At 45.6% G+C, this 18382-nt stretch carries 14 protein-coding genes and 1 pseudogene; 10 read left to right on the top strand and 5 right to left on the bottom strand.

Annotation, left to right across the window (positions count from 1 at the left end; all coding sequences use genetic code 11):
* Window positions 1-258: 258 nt before the first annotated feature.
* Window positions 259-621 (bottom strand): hypothetical protein, encoded by a 363-nt coding sequence (locus tag EKG39_RS08785; protein ID WP_126505322.1) that lies wholly within the window; start codon window positions 619-621, stop codon window positions 259-261.
* A gap of 221 nt (window positions 622-842) precedes the next feature.
* Here EKG39_RS08785 and EKG39_RS23605 point away from each other — a divergent pair, with 221 nt between their 5' ends.
* The 3 genes and pseudogenes from EKG39_RS23605 (at window position 843) to EKG39_RS08775 (ending at window position 2818) form a co-directional block, all read left to right on the top strand.
* Window positions 843-1118 (top strand): site-specific integrase, encoded by a 276-nt coding sequence (locus EKG39_RS23605; protein ID WP_246028454.1) that lies wholly within the window; start codon window positions 843-845, stop codon window positions 1116-1118.
* Window positions 1119-1145: 27 nt separating this feature from the next.
* Entirely contained in the window at window positions 1146-1733 is a 588-nt protein-coding gene (locus tag EKG39_RS08780; protein ID WP_246028453.1) for a tyrosine-type recombinase/integrase, read from the top strand.
* Window positions 1730-2818: pseudogene (locus tag EKG39_RS08775) on the top strand (IS91 family transposase). The gene EKG39_RS08780 and the pseudogene EKG39_RS08775 overlap by 4 nt, the downstream one beginning before the upstream one ends.
* 283 nt (window positions 2819-3101) lie before the next feature.
* On the opposite strand, the gene EKG39_RS08770 reads toward EKG39_RS08775, so the two are convergent.
* Window positions 3102-3401 carry a hypothetical protein gene (locus EKG39_RS08770; protein WP_126505321.1) on the bottom strand — a complete coding sequence of 100 codons (300 nt, stop codon included), beginning with the start codon at window positions 3399-3401 and terminating at the stop codon, window positions 3102-3104.
* Between the two features lie 343 nt (window positions 3402-3744).
* Between EKG39_RS08770 and EKG39_RS08765 the strand changes: the two genes are divergently transcribed.
* On the top strand, window positions 3745-4704 hold the full coding sequence (locus EKG39_RS08765) for an integron integrase (RefSeq protein ID WP_126505320.1): 960 nt from the start codon (window positions 3745-3747) through the stop codon (window positions 4702-4704).
* 408 nt (window positions 4705-5112) lie between these two features.
* On the opposite strand, the gene narL is transcribed toward EKG39_RS08765, so the two are convergent.
* Together narL and EKG39_RS08755 are read right to left on the bottom strand one after the other, a co-directional pair.
* On the bottom strand, window positions 5113-5754 hold the full coding sequence (gene narL, locus EKG39_RS08760; RefSeq protein WP_126505319.1) for a two-component system response regulator NarL: 642 nt from the start codon (window positions 5752-5754) through the stop codon (window positions 5113-5115).
* 107 nt (window positions 5755-5861) lie between these two features.
* Window positions 5862-7613, bottom strand: a complete 1752-nt coding sequence (locus EKG39_RS08755; RefSeq protein ID WP_246028452.1) for a histidine kinase — start codon at window positions 7611-7613, stop codon at window positions 5862-5864.
* A gap of 392 nt (window positions 7614-8005) precedes the next feature.
* On the opposite strand from EKG39_RS08755, the gene EKG39_RS08750 reads away from it, so the two are divergent.
* The 6 genes from EKG39_RS08750 (at window position 8006) to EKG39_RS08725 (ending at window position 17642) form a co-directional block, all read left to right on the top strand.
* Window positions 8006-9610 (top strand): MFS transporter, encoded by a 1605-nt coding sequence (locus EKG39_RS08750; RefSeq protein WP_126505317.1) that lies wholly within the window; start codon window positions 8006-8008, stop codon window positions 9608-9610.
* A gap of 144 nt (window positions 9611-9754) precedes the next feature.
* Window positions 9755-13519: a nitrate reductase subunit alpha gene (locus EKG39_RS08745; protein WP_126505316.1), complete on the top strand. Its 3765-nt coding sequence runs from the start codon at window positions 9755-9757 to the stop codon at window positions 13517-13519.
* Window positions 13520-13531: 12 nt separating this feature from the next.
* Window positions 13532-15070 (top strand): nitrate reductase subunit beta, encoded by a 1539-nt coding sequence (gene narH, locus EKG39_RS08740; protein ID WP_126505315.1) that lies wholly within the window; start codon window positions 13532-13534, stop codon window positions 15068-15070.
* Between the two features lie 3 nt (window positions 15071-15073).
* Window positions 15074-15808, top strand: coding sequence for a nitrate reductase molybdenum cofactor assembly chaperone (narJ, locus tag EKG39_RS08735; protein ID WP_126505314.1), 735 nt, complete (start codon window positions 15074-15076; stop codon window positions 15806-15808).
* 10 nt (window positions 15809-15818) lie between these two features.
* Complete coding sequence (gene narI, locus EKG39_RS08730; RefSeq protein ID WP_126505313.1) at window positions 15819-16496, top strand: respiratory nitrate reductase subunit gamma; 678 nt, start codon at window positions 15819-15821, stop codon at window positions 16494-16496.
* 333 nt (window positions 16497-16829) lie between these two features.
* Entirely contained in the window at window positions 16830-17642 is an 813-nt protein-coding gene (locus EKG39_RS08725) for a peptidylprolyl isomerase (RefSeq protein WP_126505312.1), read from the top strand.
* Between the two features lie 130 nt (window positions 17643-17772).
* On the opposite strand, the gene EKG39_RS08720 is transcribed toward EKG39_RS08725, so the two are convergent.
* Window positions 17773-18303 (bottom strand): HPP family protein, encoded by a 531-nt coding sequence (locus tag EKG39_RS08720; RefSeq protein WP_246028451.1) that lies wholly within the window; start codon window positions 18301-18303, stop codon window positions 17773-17775.
* Window positions 18304-18382: the final 79 nt, after the last annotated feature.

Below are 18382 nucleotides of genomic sequence, written 5' to 3'. Positions count from 1 at the left end.
AAGTTGAGGTTAGTAAAGGCGCATTGGCAAGCTGCGATACAGTCACTACTGGATTTAGTCAGGGATCCACAAGCATGCTATTAAATTCGTGGGGATCCCACAGACTCTGACCCGAATTATTTTGCTTAACCAGGGTTGTTGATTTTCATCTCTGAAGCAATTTTTTAAAGTACAGACTCAATCATTTTAGGTAGATTACTCATAGATATTTAACGCCTTGCTCAGCAGCAGTGGCCGGAACGATGTTTGAGCAACTGGTTATGTGTTTGATGATAGGTATGATGCATATTCATCTTGAACGATACCAGAATTAACTATTCTTGAGTTTGAAACTCTTAGTTCCTCAAGCACTTGCTCTAAGCTTGAAGCACAAACACTTTTAACAGGTTCATCCCATTCTCCAGAGACAGGGCTAAAACTATAAATATCGAGATAGTCTTCGCTGCCCTCATCGAGGGCCTCCCAAACATTACCAACGACTTCCTGATTTGAAGCACTAAACGAAGCCCACCTTATTGCGTTTTTAGAACCAACTTGAAAGCCTCCTAGAAAGATTTCAATTTCTTTGTTTCTTGATAAGGCTGACTTAGCTTCAGCTAATATTAAATACCTTCGAGTCATTGCATTCCTTCTGACACATAACGCCCACATTAAGGGGCTTTTTATTAGTTTGCTAAAATTGTGTAGCGAAGCGGAACCGAGCAAACTGTAAAAAGTCCTGCTTTAATTGCTTGTTGAACGAAGCCGCTCTGCGGCAGAAGAGATAACAAGCCTATTTGCTTTTCCATCCTAAATACTTTCTAGAGGCGATCCATTTGGAGCGCTAACCTAGGAGTATTGTCATGAACACATTTGAACAGCAACGCTTTGATTCTCTTTATGAACAACATCTTACCAACTTAACACTACAAGACAAGCGACCCGCTACCATCGATGCATATAGCCGAGCTGTGCGACGTATTGCGGCTTACTTTAACTGTTGCCCCGATAACCTGAGCACCGATGATTTGAAGCGCTACTTTGCTCAACTGATTGCATCACACTCATGGAGCACCGTTAAGCTCGACCGTAACGGCCTCCAGTTTTTCTATCGGCACGTGCTAAACCAAAACTGGTAGTGGCTCAACATCGTCAAGCCTCCACAAGTGAAGCGATTGCCCGATATTCTTACGCCTTGTGAAGTGGCTATCGTGATTAGCCTTACCCGTCAGTTGCGATATCAGGTCTTTTTTCTGACCTTATACAGTATGGGTTTGCGTCTCGGTGAAGCTATTTCATTGCAAGTGGGAGATATCGATTCACAGTTGATGCAGGTGCATGTCCGTAATGCCAAAGGTGGCAAGGATAGACTGGTTCCTCTGCCTAAACGTACCCTGTTGGCACTTCGATATTATTGGCAAACCCACCGTCATCCTCAGATCCTTTTCCCTGGTAAAGATAGCCAGCCTGATTCATTGATAGATAAAGGCGGCATTCAAAAGGCGTTAAAAAGAGTGATTACTGAGTGCAACATTCATAAATCCATCAGCCCACATAATCTACGCCACAGCTATGCCACTCACCTGCTGGAGCAAGGGCTAGACCTGCGCTCAGTTCAAACCCTGCTCGGCCACAACAGCCTTAATACCACAGCACGTTATACACGGCTTACTCAAATCACTCGCAAGAATACAGTCGAGGCCATCAACCAACTCGCTGACAGTTTGGTGTTAAAGTGGGAGTGTAGCTCATGAAGTTCATCGATATTTTACGTGACCACCTTGATGAGTTTAACCAGGCTTTTGAGCAACAAATTACTACGACAATGCGGCAAGCTATTTACGCTATGCTCAGCTGCCGTACCAATACGGAGCGAACCTGTCGGTGGGCGTGTCTGAGCTGTACACATACTGCTGACTTCCCACTCTCTTGCGGCCATCGCAGTTGTCCTCAATGCCTGCACAACACCACGAGTGACTGGCTTGCTAAATAGCAGGCTAAGCTACTCCCCATTAATTACTACATGGTGACTTTTACATTACCTTTTGAGCTCCGAGTCATTGCAAAACATCAACCTGAGGTGATGTATCAAGCTATGTTCTCCGTTGCTGCAAGTGTGCTAAAAGAATTTGCCAAAAACTCGAAGCAACTCGGTGGTGAAATTGGTTTTACGGGCGTGCTACATACTCACAATCGGCGGCGTGACCTACACCCGCATATTCATTTCATAATCCCAGCTGGCAGCTTCGATAAAGACAGAAAACAGTGGCACAAGAGTAAAGGCAAATACCTATTCAACAACTTTAATCTGGCCACAGTGTGGCGAGCACGGTTGCTAGAGCGACTAGCTGATAAGCTCAACATCAAGCTACCTTCAGCCATCCCTAAGAGGTGGGTTGTTGACTGCCAGCATATTGGCAAAGGGCTGCCAGCACTTAAATACCTATCCCGCTATCTCTATCGCGGCGTACTCCCTGACAAAAGCATCATCGGTGCGACCGATGAACAAGTCAGCTTCGAGTATCAAAACAGCCAAACCAAAACCACTGAAATACGCACTTTACCTGCGGTGAAGTTTCTATGGTTGGTACTGCAACACGTATTACCCAAAGGGTTACGGCGGGTCAGAGATTATGGACTGTTGAGAGGTAATTGCAGCAAGCTCAGGCAACAGATACAGCTTATGCTCGCTGTCGCTGGTGCGGTATTTCAAATGGTACCTGAGGTGAAACGAGCTGTAGCGATACGACCTTGTCCATGTTGCCATCAGCCTATGTCATTTATCGGAATACATGCACGACCGACAAGCTTAAAAACACCACTAAGTAACACAGCCTAACGCCGCTGTTTAAGCGGTAAAGGCCATGAATTTGAGACTTGAGATATTGACGAAGATGGACGAAAAGGGGTGGTTAATACACTGATATTATAGCGTTACTTAATTAGCTAGCGATGCTAAGGGATCGCTGTGACTTACAAAAATAGCAACCTATTACATCACACCAACACCTGCGTAAGTTCTTGCGTCGATATTTACTATATAAAGGTATCACTTCTAACAAGCTCGGGCTTGTTCAACACTCGGGATAAGGACGCGGCTGCGCGCGGCCTATCCTTATTCGTTAGGTGTTTTTACACACAAGCATTTGTTCTTTAACATTGTTTGGGATATTAACCCAAGTTGTTTCATTATTTAAACTTAAATTAATACTGCAATTCTTTGCGACTTTGATGATGTGATGAAACCAATCTGAATGGCTCCACTCTCTAGGTGGTGGAGATTTAAATGCTTTTAAATTGTTGTCCCAATTTACTTCAGCAGCTTCACGATAAATATATTGGTAACTAGGATCTCCGCCACTAGCCAAAACCACTATCAATTGATTATTTTCGAGTATCTCAACTCTCTCGATAACTTCCATGCTCGATAAACACCTAACATTTTAATATAGGGCATGCGCGCTTTGCCAATGCCTGTTGTAAAAGTGTGCAAAGCATTCTCTCGTAAAATTCAAATGAAAACAACTTGTTACCTTGAATCGTTGTAAATCGTAACCAATACACATTCGGGGAAAACTTTGTCGCACACTTTGCCCGTCCTGTTATCTAAAGAGTTCAAGCACGCACACTTTCATCTTGCTGAATTTACACCTCTTTTTAGTTTAGCTCAATAGTAAAGCGTGAATGTATATTAATGGTTAGTCTTGATTTTTCAGAAATCTAGATAATACTGTATATATATACAGTTAATTGCGGGTGCGGCAAATGAATACTTCAAGTCCTTTTTTAGAGTCGGTTAGACAAGATATTCGTCTACGAGGATACAGTCAGAGAACAGAGAAAGCCTATCTGTATTGGATGAAGCGTTACATACTTTTTCATAACAAAGCCCACCCTGAGACATTAGTTTCTGCGGATGTTAAGGCGTTTTTGAGCTGGTTGGCGAACAGCCAAAATGTGGCTATTAATACTCAAAAAGTAGCGTTAAATTCATTAGCCTTCCTATATCAGCAGTATCTCAAAATTGATTTAGGGGACTTAGGGTTTAGCTTAGCAACAAAGCAACGCAGTTTACCTGTCGTATTATCCTCTAAAGAGGTGGCTCTGATATTGTCACATATGGATGGAACAGCAAAATTGGTTATTGAAATGCTTTACGGCAGTGATATGAGGGTCAATGAGTGTTTAAGGATAAGACTACAAGATATCAATACAGATAACCTCTCGATAACTATCAGAGATGGGAAAGGAAATAAGGATAGGCAGACACTGCTAAGCCGAACATGTTCTAGTAAGCTTGCTGGCTACATAGCTAGTGCGATTGAGTTACAGAATAAAGATAATAAAAATGGGTTTGGTCCATCACTTCCATATTCTTTAGGAAAAAAATATCCAAATGCTTTTCGGCAACCTGCTTGGATGTTTTTGTTTCCATCAAGTAATATATGTGAGCATCCAGTGACAAAAATTCCCTGCAGACATCATCGCCATGACAGCACTATAAGAAAAGCGCTTCAAAAAGCTGTTAGGTCGACTCAAATCATGAAAAAAGTTAACTGTCATACATTTAGGCATTCGTTTGCTACACACCTATTACAGACAGGAACAGACATCAGAACCGTACAAGAGTTACTAGGGCATAATGATCTTAATACTACCCAGATATATACTCACGTATTAGGTCAACATTATGCGGGAACAACCAGCCCAGTGGATAATCTTTAATAAACCCACGGAGAACTGATCCCAGCATTTGCAGGGATGATGAAAATGATGGCGAAGTTATATTCGTCACGGTGTGAAAATAACGCCAGCTTTGATTGAGCCTAATTAATTGCAATTTTCCGATTGCAAAAGCTCAATAAAGAATACCGAAGGTAGTATCTAACTATTAAAGCCTAATCGAAGAGGGGACCATCTTGTAAATTACCCAGTGTAAATGCAGCTGCACATACGTCGTTCATTCACATCCATGTGACCACGACATTTGTATATCCCTATACAGCACCCGCTGGGCAGGCGTTTGGTAACAATGAAGGAGCGTCCTTCAAATACACTAGCCAATACGAAAAAACAGAGAAGAAATGCAACCAGCTTTCATTCGAAGGCCGCAGACATTCGAAGGCTTCAGACTTAATGGCTAATCTTATGCTCCACCGCCCATACCGCCGCCTCAACCCGGCTCTTGAGCCCCAGCTTCTTAAGCAGGTTCTTCACGTGAACTTTAACCGTGGTCTCGGCGATGCCTAGCTTGTTGGCGATATCCTTGTTGCTCTTGCCTGCGGCGATAAGCTTGAGGTTTTGCAGCTCACGCTGAGTGAGATTTTCAAGCAGGGAGACTTTCTTGCTGTTGGGTCTTAACGACCTTGCCAGAATTTGGGTCAGAGGGTTACTGATCACAAACTCCCCCTGTATGGCTAGATTGATTTTCTCGATTAACTCTTCAGGCTCTGAGTCTTTTAACAGGTAACCATCGGTATTGAACTTGATGGCCTGCAGCACATCGCTTTCGCTGTCTGATACGGTGAAGATGACGATTTTACTCTGCACTTCGGCGCGTTTAAGGGCGATTAAGGTGTCTATGCCACTTAGGCCCTTCATGTTGAGATCGAGCAAGATCAGATCCGGCGCATGCTTAATGGCGAGGCTGATTGCCTCATCCCCCGAGCCCGCCTGAGCGACAACGTCCAGGTTATCTTCCAGTGAAATCAGTTGGGCTAAGCCTTGACGCAGGGTGGGGTGATCATCGACCAGTAATATTTGTGCTGTAGTCATGTTTTATCTTCTTTATTCTAATAATAAGGCGCTTAGAAGCAGCTTATAAAGCGATAGATTCAAGTAAAAGCCAGTGTACAACTAATGTATAAAGCTAATGTATCTTGCTAATGTATGAACTCCAGCAACACCTTAGTGCCGGTCGGTGAGTTGGGCTTGAAGTTCAAAACAGAGTTGAGTGACTTAGCGCGCTCTTTCATGATGCCTAAACCAAAATGACCCTGCTGTTCAAGGTTGGTCGGCAGACCCTTACCGTCATCCCATATTTCCAGCTTAATCTTGTCATCCTCTTTGATCAGATTGACGCCGGCTAAGCTTGCATCTGCATGTCGATGCACATTCGATAAACTCTCCCGAATGATCTGCAGCACGTGTATTTCCTGATTCGCTGTCAGATAATTTTGCGGGATTTCAAATTTTAATTCAATGCCATGTTGGCACTTTTCGGCGAACTCGGCGACTGTGCCCTGCAGGGCATTTTCCAGGGAGGGATCATCGAGTTTAAGCCTGAAAGTAGTTAGTAGTTCTCTTAGCTGAAGGTAGGCATTATTCAAACCTTGCTTGATATCATTTATGGTTTCATTGACCTGCTCTTCGGGGAGTCCTTTTTGCATCTTGCGGGTCAGCAGGCTCATCTGAACCTTAAGAAATGACAGCGACTGGGCCAGAGAATCATGTAACTCCCGGGCGATAACGGCGCGTTCCTCGGCAATAAGTAACCGGTTTTCGCTGTTTTTCTTCTGCTCCAGCTCGATAGCGGTCGCGACGATGTCAGCCATGGCCTGCAACAACTGTTTCTGCCACTCCTCGGGGGTCTCATGCTTGGGGACCTGCCATACGATATCGCCAAAAAAGCGTCCACGCTTTTCTAATACAAACTGGTGAACGTCCATGTGCTGATGATCTATGGTGTTGGTTCTGGCCTTGTAAAAAACAAGATTATTGACACTCTTCTCGCAGAGCACTATCGAGACCTTGCCGAAACCGAGTACCTGTACCAGTTCCTGAATTATCTTCTGATCGATCTGATGATATTCATAGTTAGATAAGTTACTTGCGGCGCGATACAAGACTTCGAGTGACTGGTTGCTCTGGGTGAGCTCCTGGGTCTTTTTATCTACCCGATCTTCAAATTCCTGATAGGTACTTTCAAGTTGTTTCGACATATGGCCTATGGTGCGAGACAGCAGGCCTAACTCATTGTCGGCGATATGGTCGACCTTGATATTGAAGTTGCCTTTACCGGCTTCTGCGGCGACCCTGACCAGTTGTTTAAGCGGGGTTATCAGCGATCGATTGAGCTTAAACAGCACGAATGCGCTGACGATAAGAATAGAGAAGAGGGTGATACCCTGAATTAGGCGCAACAGGCTCAATTTTTTCTCCGACTCCATCTGTAACAGGCTGACTAGTTTGTCTATTTTCACAGTGAAGCGATCGAACTCTTCCACAGACGTAGTTTGGGGGGATTGCTTGATTGACTCCCACACAGACACAATTTTCTGATGCTGGGCGATCACCTCAGGATTATCTATGGTACTGGCTATTCCGCCAAAGAACAGGTGGGACAGTTTGTTTTCAAAGACCCGGATCTCTTGAGACAGAATCGGCAGGCTGGCATCTTGGGCGATCAAATTAGCCCGTGAGACCCGTATGGCCTGCATTCTCATCGCGCCGGCTCTGTTTATCTGCTCCGCATCCCCACTGAGACTCTCGGTCACTAAGATAGAGGAGATCATGCTAAACAGGCCTAAGGTAATGATAATAGCCATAAATTGACCTGCGGTAGCCACGAGTGATGAACTGCTCGTCGGATCGTCGATATAGAGTGACTCGCCAAGATTTTGTTTTATTTTCATATCGCCAATTTCATCGTTAATCAAGTGTTACGTCAATGGTCATTTGTTTATTTTTTGTTACTACTACTTAATAGTTTCGAGTACTCATATCCCCAGAATAAAAAGGGCTAATCAAGCATAAATCTAAGTAATTCAATGTACTACATGATTGTTTGATCTAGTTCTTTAGTAGTAGTTTTGCGTGAGCAACTTCAAACTTGCATGTTTAAACATGATCTGGATCAACTTGCACTTTTGCCGTGGTGATACCTTCATCGTCGCAATAACAATATTTGAATGTCAACTAACAAATTAACGCATTCAATAAAGAATAAAAATTTAAGAATGTTTTCGCCTCTAATTCAATCAGGACACGAAATAGAGAATAACCTTATGATCAGTTGGAGAAAATAATGTCTGATATCAAAAAATGGGATGTAGAAGATCCCAAGTTTTGGGACAGTGAAGGGAAAAAAGTTGCCAACCGCAACCTTTGGATCTCTATCCCGAGTTTGTTATGTGGTTTCGCAGTATGGCTATACTGGGGCATCATCACCATTCAAATGTTGAATCTGGGCTTTCCATTTGCAAAGTCTGAGCTATTCACCCTAATGGCGGTTGCGGGTTTGACCGGGGCGACACTACGTATCCCGAGTAGTTTCTTTATTCGTCTGTGTGGCGGACGAAATACCATCGTCTTCACTACGGCATTGTTGATGATACCGGCCATCGGGGCGGGTATCGCACTGCAAGATAAGAATACGCCACTTTGGGTATTCCAGGTACTGGCTCTGCTTTCAGGCTTCGGTGGTGGTAACTTTGCCTCATCGATGTCAAATATCAGCTTCTTCTTCCCTAAGAAACAGCAAGGTTTAGCCTTAGGTCTTAACGCAGGCCTGGGTAACTTCGGTGTGACCACCATGCAGATCCTGGTGCCACTTGCGATGACATTCGGTTTATTCGGCGGTGAGCCGATGGAGCTGGTTAACACGTCAGGTACCTTGATTGGTAAAATTCCTGCAGGCAGTGACGCCTGGATCCATAACGCCGGCTATATCTGGTTACTCTTCTTAATTCCGTTAGCGATAGTTGGCTGGGTTGGGATGAATAACATTAAGGCCTCTCACGTTACGCCGGAACTACCTAGTCCTGTGGGTTCATTTGGTATTATCTCTGGCATGCTTGCCATAGGTTTTGTGACCTCAATCTTCGGTCTGTGGTTGATGCTTCCTGAAAAAGTGGGTGGTTCAGGTTTCGGTGTCAGTAAGTGGATAGTACTTCCTATCGTTATTGCGCTGACCGTATTCCTGCTTAAGCTTATCCCGGGTCAAATCAAAGATAACCTGTCTCGTCAGTACAAAATCTTCAATAACAAACACACTTGGGTGATGAGTGTTATCTACACCATGACCTTCGGTTCGTTCATCGGTTTTGCTGCAGGTTTTGGTCTCTCAATTAAAGTTATTTTCGGTTACCAGCATGTGTTGGTCGATGGTGTCATGAATCATGATATAGCTAACCCTAACGGCCCCAGTGCATTGATGTACGCCTGGATGGGCCCATTCATCGGCGCGTTAATTCGCCCAGTCGGTGGTTGGATTGCAGACAAGATGGGTGGCGCTAAGGTGACTCAGATCTGTGCCGTTGTGATGGTTGCCAGTGCAATAGGTGTTGCTTACTTTATGCAAGCGGCTTACGCCTCACCAACACCACAAGAGTTCTTCGTACCTTTCTTAGTCTTGTTCCTTATCTTGTTTGCCGCGACCGGTATTGGTAATGGTTCGACGTTCCGTACCATCTCTATGGTATTCGATAAAGAGCAGGCAGGTCCGGTATTGGGTTGGACATCAGCCGTTGCAGCATACGGTGCATTCATTATTCCTAAGGTACTCGGTGAGCAGATAAAACTGACGACACCTGAAAATGCACTCTATGGTTTCGCCGTGTTCTATGCAGTTTGTATCGTCATCAACTGGTGGTTCTATCTACGCCCAGGTGCTGAGCATCATAACCCATAATTATCAGGTTGTTATGTTAAGAGAGTCAGCTTGGAACGACTCTCTTAGTTATGAGCTTCTATAAATAATAAAAATTGGTGACTGACGTTTAGTTTTATATCTGAAACTAAGTCGCCGTCAGTCATAGGTCAATGGAGTAAAAAGATGAGTAATTTTCTTGATCGCTTACAGTTCTTAAAGAAGAAAACTGGCGAGTTTAGCGATGGCCATGGTGATACCACCAATGAGAGTCGTGAATGGGAAAACAGTTATCGTCAACGCTGGCAACACGATAAAGTGGTGCGTTCTACCCACGGTGTTAACTGTACCGGTTCGTGTTCTTGGAAAATCTATGTAAAAAATGGCTTAGTAACCTGGGAAACTCAGCAAACTGACTACCCGCGTACTCGTCCGGACCTGCCAAACCATGAGCCTCGCGGTTGTCCTCGTGGCGCAAGTTATTCTTGGTACCTCTACAGTGCCAACCGTCTTAAGTATCCGAAAGTGCGTAAGCCACTGCTTAAGTTATGGCGTCAGGCGCGTGCTAATCAAAACCCTGTCGATGCATGGGCTTCTATTGTAGAAGATAAGGCCAAGACTCAATCCTATAAATCTAAGCGTGGATTAGGTGGCTTCGTTCGTTCAAGCTGGGATGAAGTCAACGAAATTATCGCCGCGGCGAACGTCTATACCACTAAAACCTATGGACCGGACCGTGTTATCGGTTTCTCTCCTATTCCGGCAATGTCGATGGTTTCTTATGCGGCCGGTGCTCGCTACCTGTCTCTTATCGGTGGTGTTTGTCTGAGTTTCTACGACTGGTATTGTGATTTGCCACCATCGTCTCCGATGACTTGGGGTGAGCAGACCGATGTGCCTGAGTCTGCCGATTGGTATAACTCTAACTACATTATCGCCTGGGGCTCAAACGTACCTCAGACTCGTACACCCGATGCACACTTCTTTACCGAAGTACGTTATAAGGGCGCCAAAACGGTTTCAATTACACCGGATTACGCCGAAGTTTCGAAACTTACCGATGAGTGGCTCAACCCTAAGCAGGGCTCTGATGCGGCTTTAGGCATGGCATTCGGTCACGTTATCTTAAGAGAGTTCCACCTCGATAATCCGAGTGAGTATTTCACTAGTTACGTACGCCAATACACCGACTTCCCTATGTTGGTTGTGCTGGAGAAGCATGATGATGAGTCGCTTAAGTCGACCCGCTTCCTGCGCGCCTCTGATTTAGCCGATAATTTAGGTCAGGAAAATAACCCTGAATGGAAGACGATTGGTATCGATGAAAATTCTGATGAATTCGTCTCTCCAACCGGCTCTATCGGTTATCGCTGGGGTGAGAAGGGCAAGTGGAACATCAATGAGCGTGAAGGTAAAGAGGGCAAGGATACTAAGCTACAGCTGTCATTAATTGGCGGTGACGTATCTCCGGTTGCCTTCCCGCATTTCGCTGCCGACGACACCAACAAGCATTGGGTTTCTTGTGAGCACGATGATGTTCAGGTAAGAAACGTACCGAGCAGAAAAGTGATGGCGGCCAATGGTGAAGAGCTTACCGTTGCGACCGTGTACGACTTGATGATGGCGAACTATGGTCTTGACCGTGGATTAGGCGGCGGCGGTGTTGCCAACAGCTACGATCAGGATATTCCGGGTACACCTGCGTGGCAGGAGAAGATCACCGGGGTTTCCCGTGACAAGGTGATCAAGGTTGCACGTGAGTTTGCCGATACGGCAAACAAGACACATGGTAAGGCCATGATCATCGTCGGCGCGGCAATGAACCACTGGTACCACATGGACATGAACTATCGCGGCCTCATCAACATGGTAATGATGTGTGGTTGTGTGGGTCAGTCAGGCGGTGGTTGGTCTCACTATGTGGGCCAGGAAAAGCTGCGTCCTCAGACAGGTTGGCAGCCATTAGCATTTGGCCTAGATTGGGCTCGTCCGCCACGTCAGATGAACGGTACCTCTTTCTTCTACAACCACTCTTCGCAGTGGCGTCATGAGAAAGTGAGTATTCATGAAGTCTTGTCTCCATTGGCAGATAAGTCTCAGTTCTCAGAGCATATGCTTGATTACAACATCAAAGCCGAGCGTATGGGGTGGTTGCCATCGGCGCCACAGCTGAACATGAACCCACTGCGTCTGGCTAAACAGGCTAAAGAAGCGGGCATGGAGCCAAAAGAGTTTGCGGTTAAGCAGCTTAAGTCCGGCGACCTTAAATTTGCCTGTGAAGCCCCCGATTCTCCGGAAAACTTCCCACGTAACATGTTTATCTGGCGTTCTAACCTGCTGGGCTCATCGGGTAAAGGGCATGAATATATGCTCAAGTACCTGCTTGGCGCTAAGAACGGTGTGATGAATGAAGATTTAGGTAAGCGAGGCGGATTCAAGCCTGAAGAGGTTGAGTGGGTCGATGAGGGCGCTACCGGCAAACTCGATCTTGTTACGACGCTTGATTTCCGTATGTCATCCACCTGTATGTTCTCTGACATCATCTTGCCGACTGCATGTTGGTATGAAAAAGACGATTTGAACACATCAGATATGCACCCGTTCATCCACCCGTTATCGACGGCTGTGGACCCTGCATGGGAAGCGAAGTCAGACTTCGAGATCTATAAAGGCATCGCAAAAGCCTTCTCTGAGGTGTGTGTGGGTCACTTAGGTGAAGAGACTGATTTAGTCACTGTGCCTATGCTCCATGATACTCCCGGTGAGCTTGCTCAACCCTTCGATGTTAAAGACTGGAAGAAGGGCGAGTGTGACCTTATCCCTGGTTTGACAGCGCCAAACATGGTTGTGGTAGAGCGCGACTATCCAAATACCTATAAGAAGTTTACCTCGTTTGGTCCGGCTTTAGACAAGCTGGGTAACGGCGGTAAGGGTATTAACTGGAATACCGATGATGAGATCTTGCTGCTTGGGGATCTGAACCATCGCAATACCGATGAAGGTGTTAGTGAAGGTCGTCCGATTATCGAGTCTGCTATCGATGCTGCCGAAGTTATCCTGACTCTGGCGCCTGAGACTAACGGTGCGGTAGCGGTAAAAGCCTGGGATGCACTCAGCGAGTTTACCGGTATCGACCATACTCACCTGGCTAAGCCTAAGCAGGAGGAGAAGATCCGTTTCCGTGATGTACAGGCACAGCCACGTAAGATTATCTCGTCGCCAACCTGGTCGGGTCTGGAAGATGAGCATGTGAGCTACACGGCGGGTTACACCAACGTGCATGAGCAGATCCCGTGGAGAACCATTACTGGTCGCCAACAGTTCTATCAAGATCACAAGTGGATGCAGGCGTTCGGTGAGCAATTTGTCTCTTACCGTCCACCTATCAACACTAAAACCATCGATATGGTGAAAGGCACTAAGTCGAACGGCAATAAAGAGGTGGTACTTAACTGGATCACACCACATCAGAAGTGGGGTATTCACAGTACTTACTCAGATAACCTATTGATGCTGACCCTTTCACGTGGTGGTCCGATTATCTGGATGAGTGAGATAGATGCCAAAGATGCGGGTATCGAAGATAACGATTGGATTGAAGTATTCAATGCCAATGGTGCTATCGCTTGTCGCGCCGTGGTTTCACAGCGAGTTAATCAGGGCATGGTGATGATGTATCACGCTCAGGAGCGAATCGTTAACGTACCGGGCAGTGAGATGACGGGGACCCGTGGTGGTCACCATAACTCAGTGACACGTGTGGTGATGAAGCCAACACATATGATTGGTGGCTATGCTCAGCAATCCTGGGGCTTTAACTACTACGGTACTGTGGGTTGTAACCGTGACGAATTTGTTGTGGTAAGAAAGATGGATAACGTCGATTGGTTAGAAGGTTCAAATACCGATGACCTACCGCGTCCGTTGCCTACAAACCCTGATGAAGCTTAAGAGGATCTGACCATGAAAATACGTTCTCAAATCGGTATGGTACTGAACCTTGATAAGTGTATCGGGTGCCATACATGTTCAATTACATGTAAAAATGTATGGACGTCTCGCGAAGGCGTCGAGTATGCCTGGTTCAACAACGTTGAAACTAAACCCGGCATAGGTTACCCCAAAGAGTGGGAAAACCAGGATAAATGGAATGGCGGCTGGGAGAGAAAATCTAACGGTGATATTCAGCCCCGTATCGGTGGTAAGTATCGGGTATTAGCGAGTATTTTTGCTAACCCAGATATGCCTGAAATTGACGATTACTATGAACCGTTCGATTTCGATTATCAGCATCTGCATACGGCGCCTATCGTCGAACATCAGCCGACGGCCCGTCCACGCTCGGTCATCTCCGGTAAGCGAATGGAGAAGATTGAATGGGGTCCAAACTGGGAAGAGATCTTAGGTACTGAGTTCGAAAAACGTAGCAAAGATAAAAACTTCGATAACATGCAAAAAGAGATGTATGGCGAGTTCGAAAATACATTCATGATGTATTTGCCGCGTCTTTGTGAGCACTGTTTGAACCCGGCTTGTGTGGCTTCTTGTCCTTCAGGCGCTATCTATAAGCGTGAAGAAGATGGCATCGTCTTGATTGACCAGGAGAAGTGTCGCGGCTGGCGCATGTGTATCTCAGGATGCCCATACAAGAAGATCTACTATAACTGGAAGTCTGGTAAGTCTGAGAAGTGTATCTTCTGTTACCCACGTATCGAAGCGGGTCAGCCAACGGTGTGTTCTGAGACCTGTGTGGGCCGTATTCGTTACCTTGGTGTGCTGCTTTATGATGCAGACAAGATCAAAGAGGTGGCTTCAACGGCTAACGAAACTGACTTGTACGAGAAGCAGCTTGAAGTGTTCCTGGACCCAAATGATCCAGCCGTGATTGCACAGGCTCGTAAAGATGGCATCGCGGACTCAGTTATCGAGTCGGCGCAGAAGTCTCCGGTATACAAGATGGCGATGGACTGGAAACTGGCGCTACCGCTTCACCCTGAGTATCGTACCTTGCCAATGGTTTGGTATATCCCTGCACTAAGTCCTATTCAGAGTGCGGCCCAGTCGGGCACCTTAGGCAAGGCTGGCGTGATCCCGGATGTACGTTCACTGCGTATTCCGGTTAAGTATCTGGCTAACCTGCTGACTGCCGGTGATGAAGAGCCTGTTGTTCGTGCTCTGGAGCGTATGCTCGCGATGCGTGCCTACAAACGCGCCGAAAATGTGGAAGGTGTTGAAGACTTAGAGGTGCTGCAGCAAGCGGGTCTGACTAAGAAGCAGGCCGATGAGATGTATCGTTATCTTGCAATCGCTAACTACGAAGACCGTTACGTTATTCCAAGCGGACATCGTGAGATGAACGTCCCCGAAGCCTATGGTGAGAAGAGTGGTTGTGGCTTCACATTCGGTAACGGCTGTAGTGACGGCCAGAACGGTGTAAACATGTTTGGCGGAAAGAAAATTTCTCGTCGCAACGTGATTAAAACCGTACAAGTAGGAGAATAATCTGTGCTTATCCTCAAAGTCGTTTCACGTTTATTAGATTATCCAACCGCAGAGCTCTTTAGTGCGGCAGACGAGATAGTTGACGTTGTGAATCAATCGGATGAACTCAGCCTTACAAACCGTGCCGAGTTGGTGGATTTTATCCGCCAACTTACGGCAAGGGATTTATATGATGCTCAGGAAAGCTATGACCTCTTGTTCGACCGTGGTCGTGCGCTTTCCCTGCTGTTGTTTGAACACGTTCACGGTGAGTCACGTGATCGTGGTCAGGCGATGGTCGACTTGATGAATGTCTATAAATCTAATGGTTTTGAAGTCGATTCATCACAATTGCCGGATTACATTCCACTCTATCTTGAGTTCTTAAGCGAGCAATCGCCGGAGTTTATTCAAGAGTGGTTGGGAGATATCAGTCATATCTTAACCATGTTATCTGAGCGATTGATCGATCGAAAATGCTATTACAACGTCCTCTTAGATTCACTTATCGAAGTCTCTGGTGTCGAAGTTGATCGCGCTGAAATTGCTGAAGCTATCAGCAAAGAGGAACGCGATGATACCGTCGCAGCCATAGATAAAGAGTGGGAAGATAAAGAGATCCGTTTTGATGATCCCGTGGGTGGACAGTGTTCGAGTGCTGGTATGCAGAACTCACAAAAGTCATTAGATCCAAACACCGTTCATCAAGTTCCAATCAAGTGGCACGATGCAGATGCTGCAGAAGTGGCGGGATTGTAAGGAGAAAACTATGTCAAATTTAAATTTTTTACTATTCGGGATTTATCCCTTTATTGCGCTGACAGTGTTCTTTGTCGGCTGTTGGATTCGATATGATCGTGAACCTTATAGCTGGAAAGCCGATTCGAGCCAGTTATTCGATCAGAAAGGATTCCGCCTGGCGAGTAACTTGTTCCATATTGGCGTTATTTTCATTCTCGCCGGACACTTTGTTGGCTTGCTGACACCTGAGTCTGTCTATCACCACTTTATCTCCAGCCCTAATAAGCAGTTGCTGGCGATGGTGAGTGGCGGTTTCTTCGGGATTGTCTGCCTGGTAGGCTTGGTGATGCTGATTAAGCGTCGTTTAAACAATGACCGGGTTAAGGCGAACACCAGACGTTCAGATATGGTTGTACTGTATATGTTGCTGGTTCAGGTCTCTCTGGGCTTGTTAACTGTCATTGTATCTATGAGTCACTTAGACGGCTCTGTGATGGTGCTCTTGGGTACCTGGACCCAAAGCATTGCGACACTTCAAGGTGCACAAGCGGCTGCGGCGATTGAGTCTGTAAACATCATTTACAAGTTACATATTCTGGTTGGTTTAACCTTGATTATGATATTCCCGTTTACTCGCCTGGTTCATGTTATCAGTGTACCGGTGAAGTATTTGGCGAGAAACTATCAGATCGTTCGTCAACGTTAATCCAAACTTGATAAACAACTAAAAGAATAAGCGGACAGCATTGTCTGTCCGCTTTCATTAGGTTTTAATTAGCGTAAAAATTAACGATTGAGATTAAGGAGTTTGATTTCAATCGTTAGTTAATAACTGAAATGGATATTTGTATTGCACTTCAATGTTTATGTGAATGCTTGAATAAATTTATTTATGACGGCTTAACGGCTGAATTATTTTAACTATTAAAATTGTATCTCTGTCAAAATAAAATTAGGTGTAAGCCTTGTCTGAATCGAGTCATTGAACCGACGAATGCAAACCGGAATTCAAAGGCCAATAATTAAAAGAGAAGTAATTATGAGTTCATGTGGCACAAGTACCCCAGCGACCCCATCTAAAGAATCATTGCCAGTTATCTGTGTCAATGGTGTGACTATCGAAGAGACTGCTCTTGCTAATGAGCTACAGTATCACGCGCACAAAAATTTTGATGTCGTTGTTCAACAAGCCGGGCAAACACTGGTTATCAGGCAATTACTGGTTGAGCAGGCTGAAAAACTGGGCCTGGATGTGTCCGGTGATAATGAAGAGAAGGGTGTTCAGCAACTGTTAGAGACTCAGGTTATCTATGACGACCCTAAAGAAGAGGATTGTCAGCGTTATTTTGATAATAATCGTGCAAAGTTCACTACGATGCCGCTGATGGAGGTTGATCATATACTGTTAGCCGCTGCCAAAGATGATATAGAAGGCAGAGATGATGCTAAAACAGACGCGAATGATATTATCAATCGACTTCAGGACGATCCCTCTCTTTTTGCTGACCTGGCTAAGCATCACTCGGCTTGTCCCTCAAAGGAAACCGGAGGCTCGTTGGGGCAAATAAGTAACGGACAAACGGTCCCCGAGTTTGAACGACAGCTTATGTTGTTACCCGAAGGCTTGGCCTCTAAGCCACTGGAATCCCGCTATGGGTTTCATGTGGTGAATATCGCGAGAAAAATTGAGGGTAAGCCACTCGAGTACACTATGGTTTATGACAAGGTTCGCGGCTACCTGGTTCATCGCTCATCACATCTTGCCATTCAGACCTATATCCACAATTTAGTCGAAAAGGCAGATATATCAGGTGTTGAAGTTAAGTTTGCGGACGAAAACGTACACGTTTAATCGCAAGTGCTTCTCTGTATGGATTGGTATTTTTAAACCCTGTGGCACAGGGAAGGATTTAAAAAAGCGGCATTAATGCCGCTTTTTTATGGCCTGAAGTTTAACTAGTTTCACTTCAACTCATCTCAGTTCATTTGACTTCATTGTTCATTGACTGTTTTAACCAGCGCTCACTGTCTGAGCCATCGACAACGAAGGGATTTTTCTCTCTGAAAGTGCCGATAGCCATCGCTATCGAAAGCAATATTATCGAGTTGAAAAATACCGGTACGATGACAAAGTAGTAGCCAAGCTCATGTACTGTGCTGCCACCGATGACGGCCGTCACCGCCGTGGCGCCACCGGGAGGGTGCATAGAGCCAGTGCAGTGCATGGCTAACATGGCGATTCCGATAGCCACCGATGAGGCTAATACCGGGTTTGGGATCAGATAATAGGCTGAAATGCCGATAAGAGCCGAAATGATGTGTCCGCCGACCAGAGGCCAGGGCTGAGATACCGGACTATGCGGGATCCCGAAGATGAGCATGGCAGAGGCTCCGGTCGACGCTAAAACCATTGGCATATTATCGGCTTCGAGAATGCTGTTACTGAAAAAAGAGGCGCATAATGTCGCGAAGAATGCACCAACTATTGAGGCGAAGACTTCTCGATTGGACATCTTTCTCATCGGCATAGGCGGTTACTCTTTGCGCATTTAACATAAGCATAACACCATAAATGTTAAACATAAATGTGCG

It is taken from the genome of Shewanella atlantica (genome assembly GCF_003966265.1).
GTDB classification, from domain to species: Bacteria; Pseudomonadota; Gammaproteobacteria; order Enterobacterales; family Shewanellaceae; genus Shewanella; species Shewanella atlantica.
The sequence above is the reverse complement of the archived record's forward strand: the minus strand, read 5'-3'. Positions and strand labels throughout refer to the sequence as shown.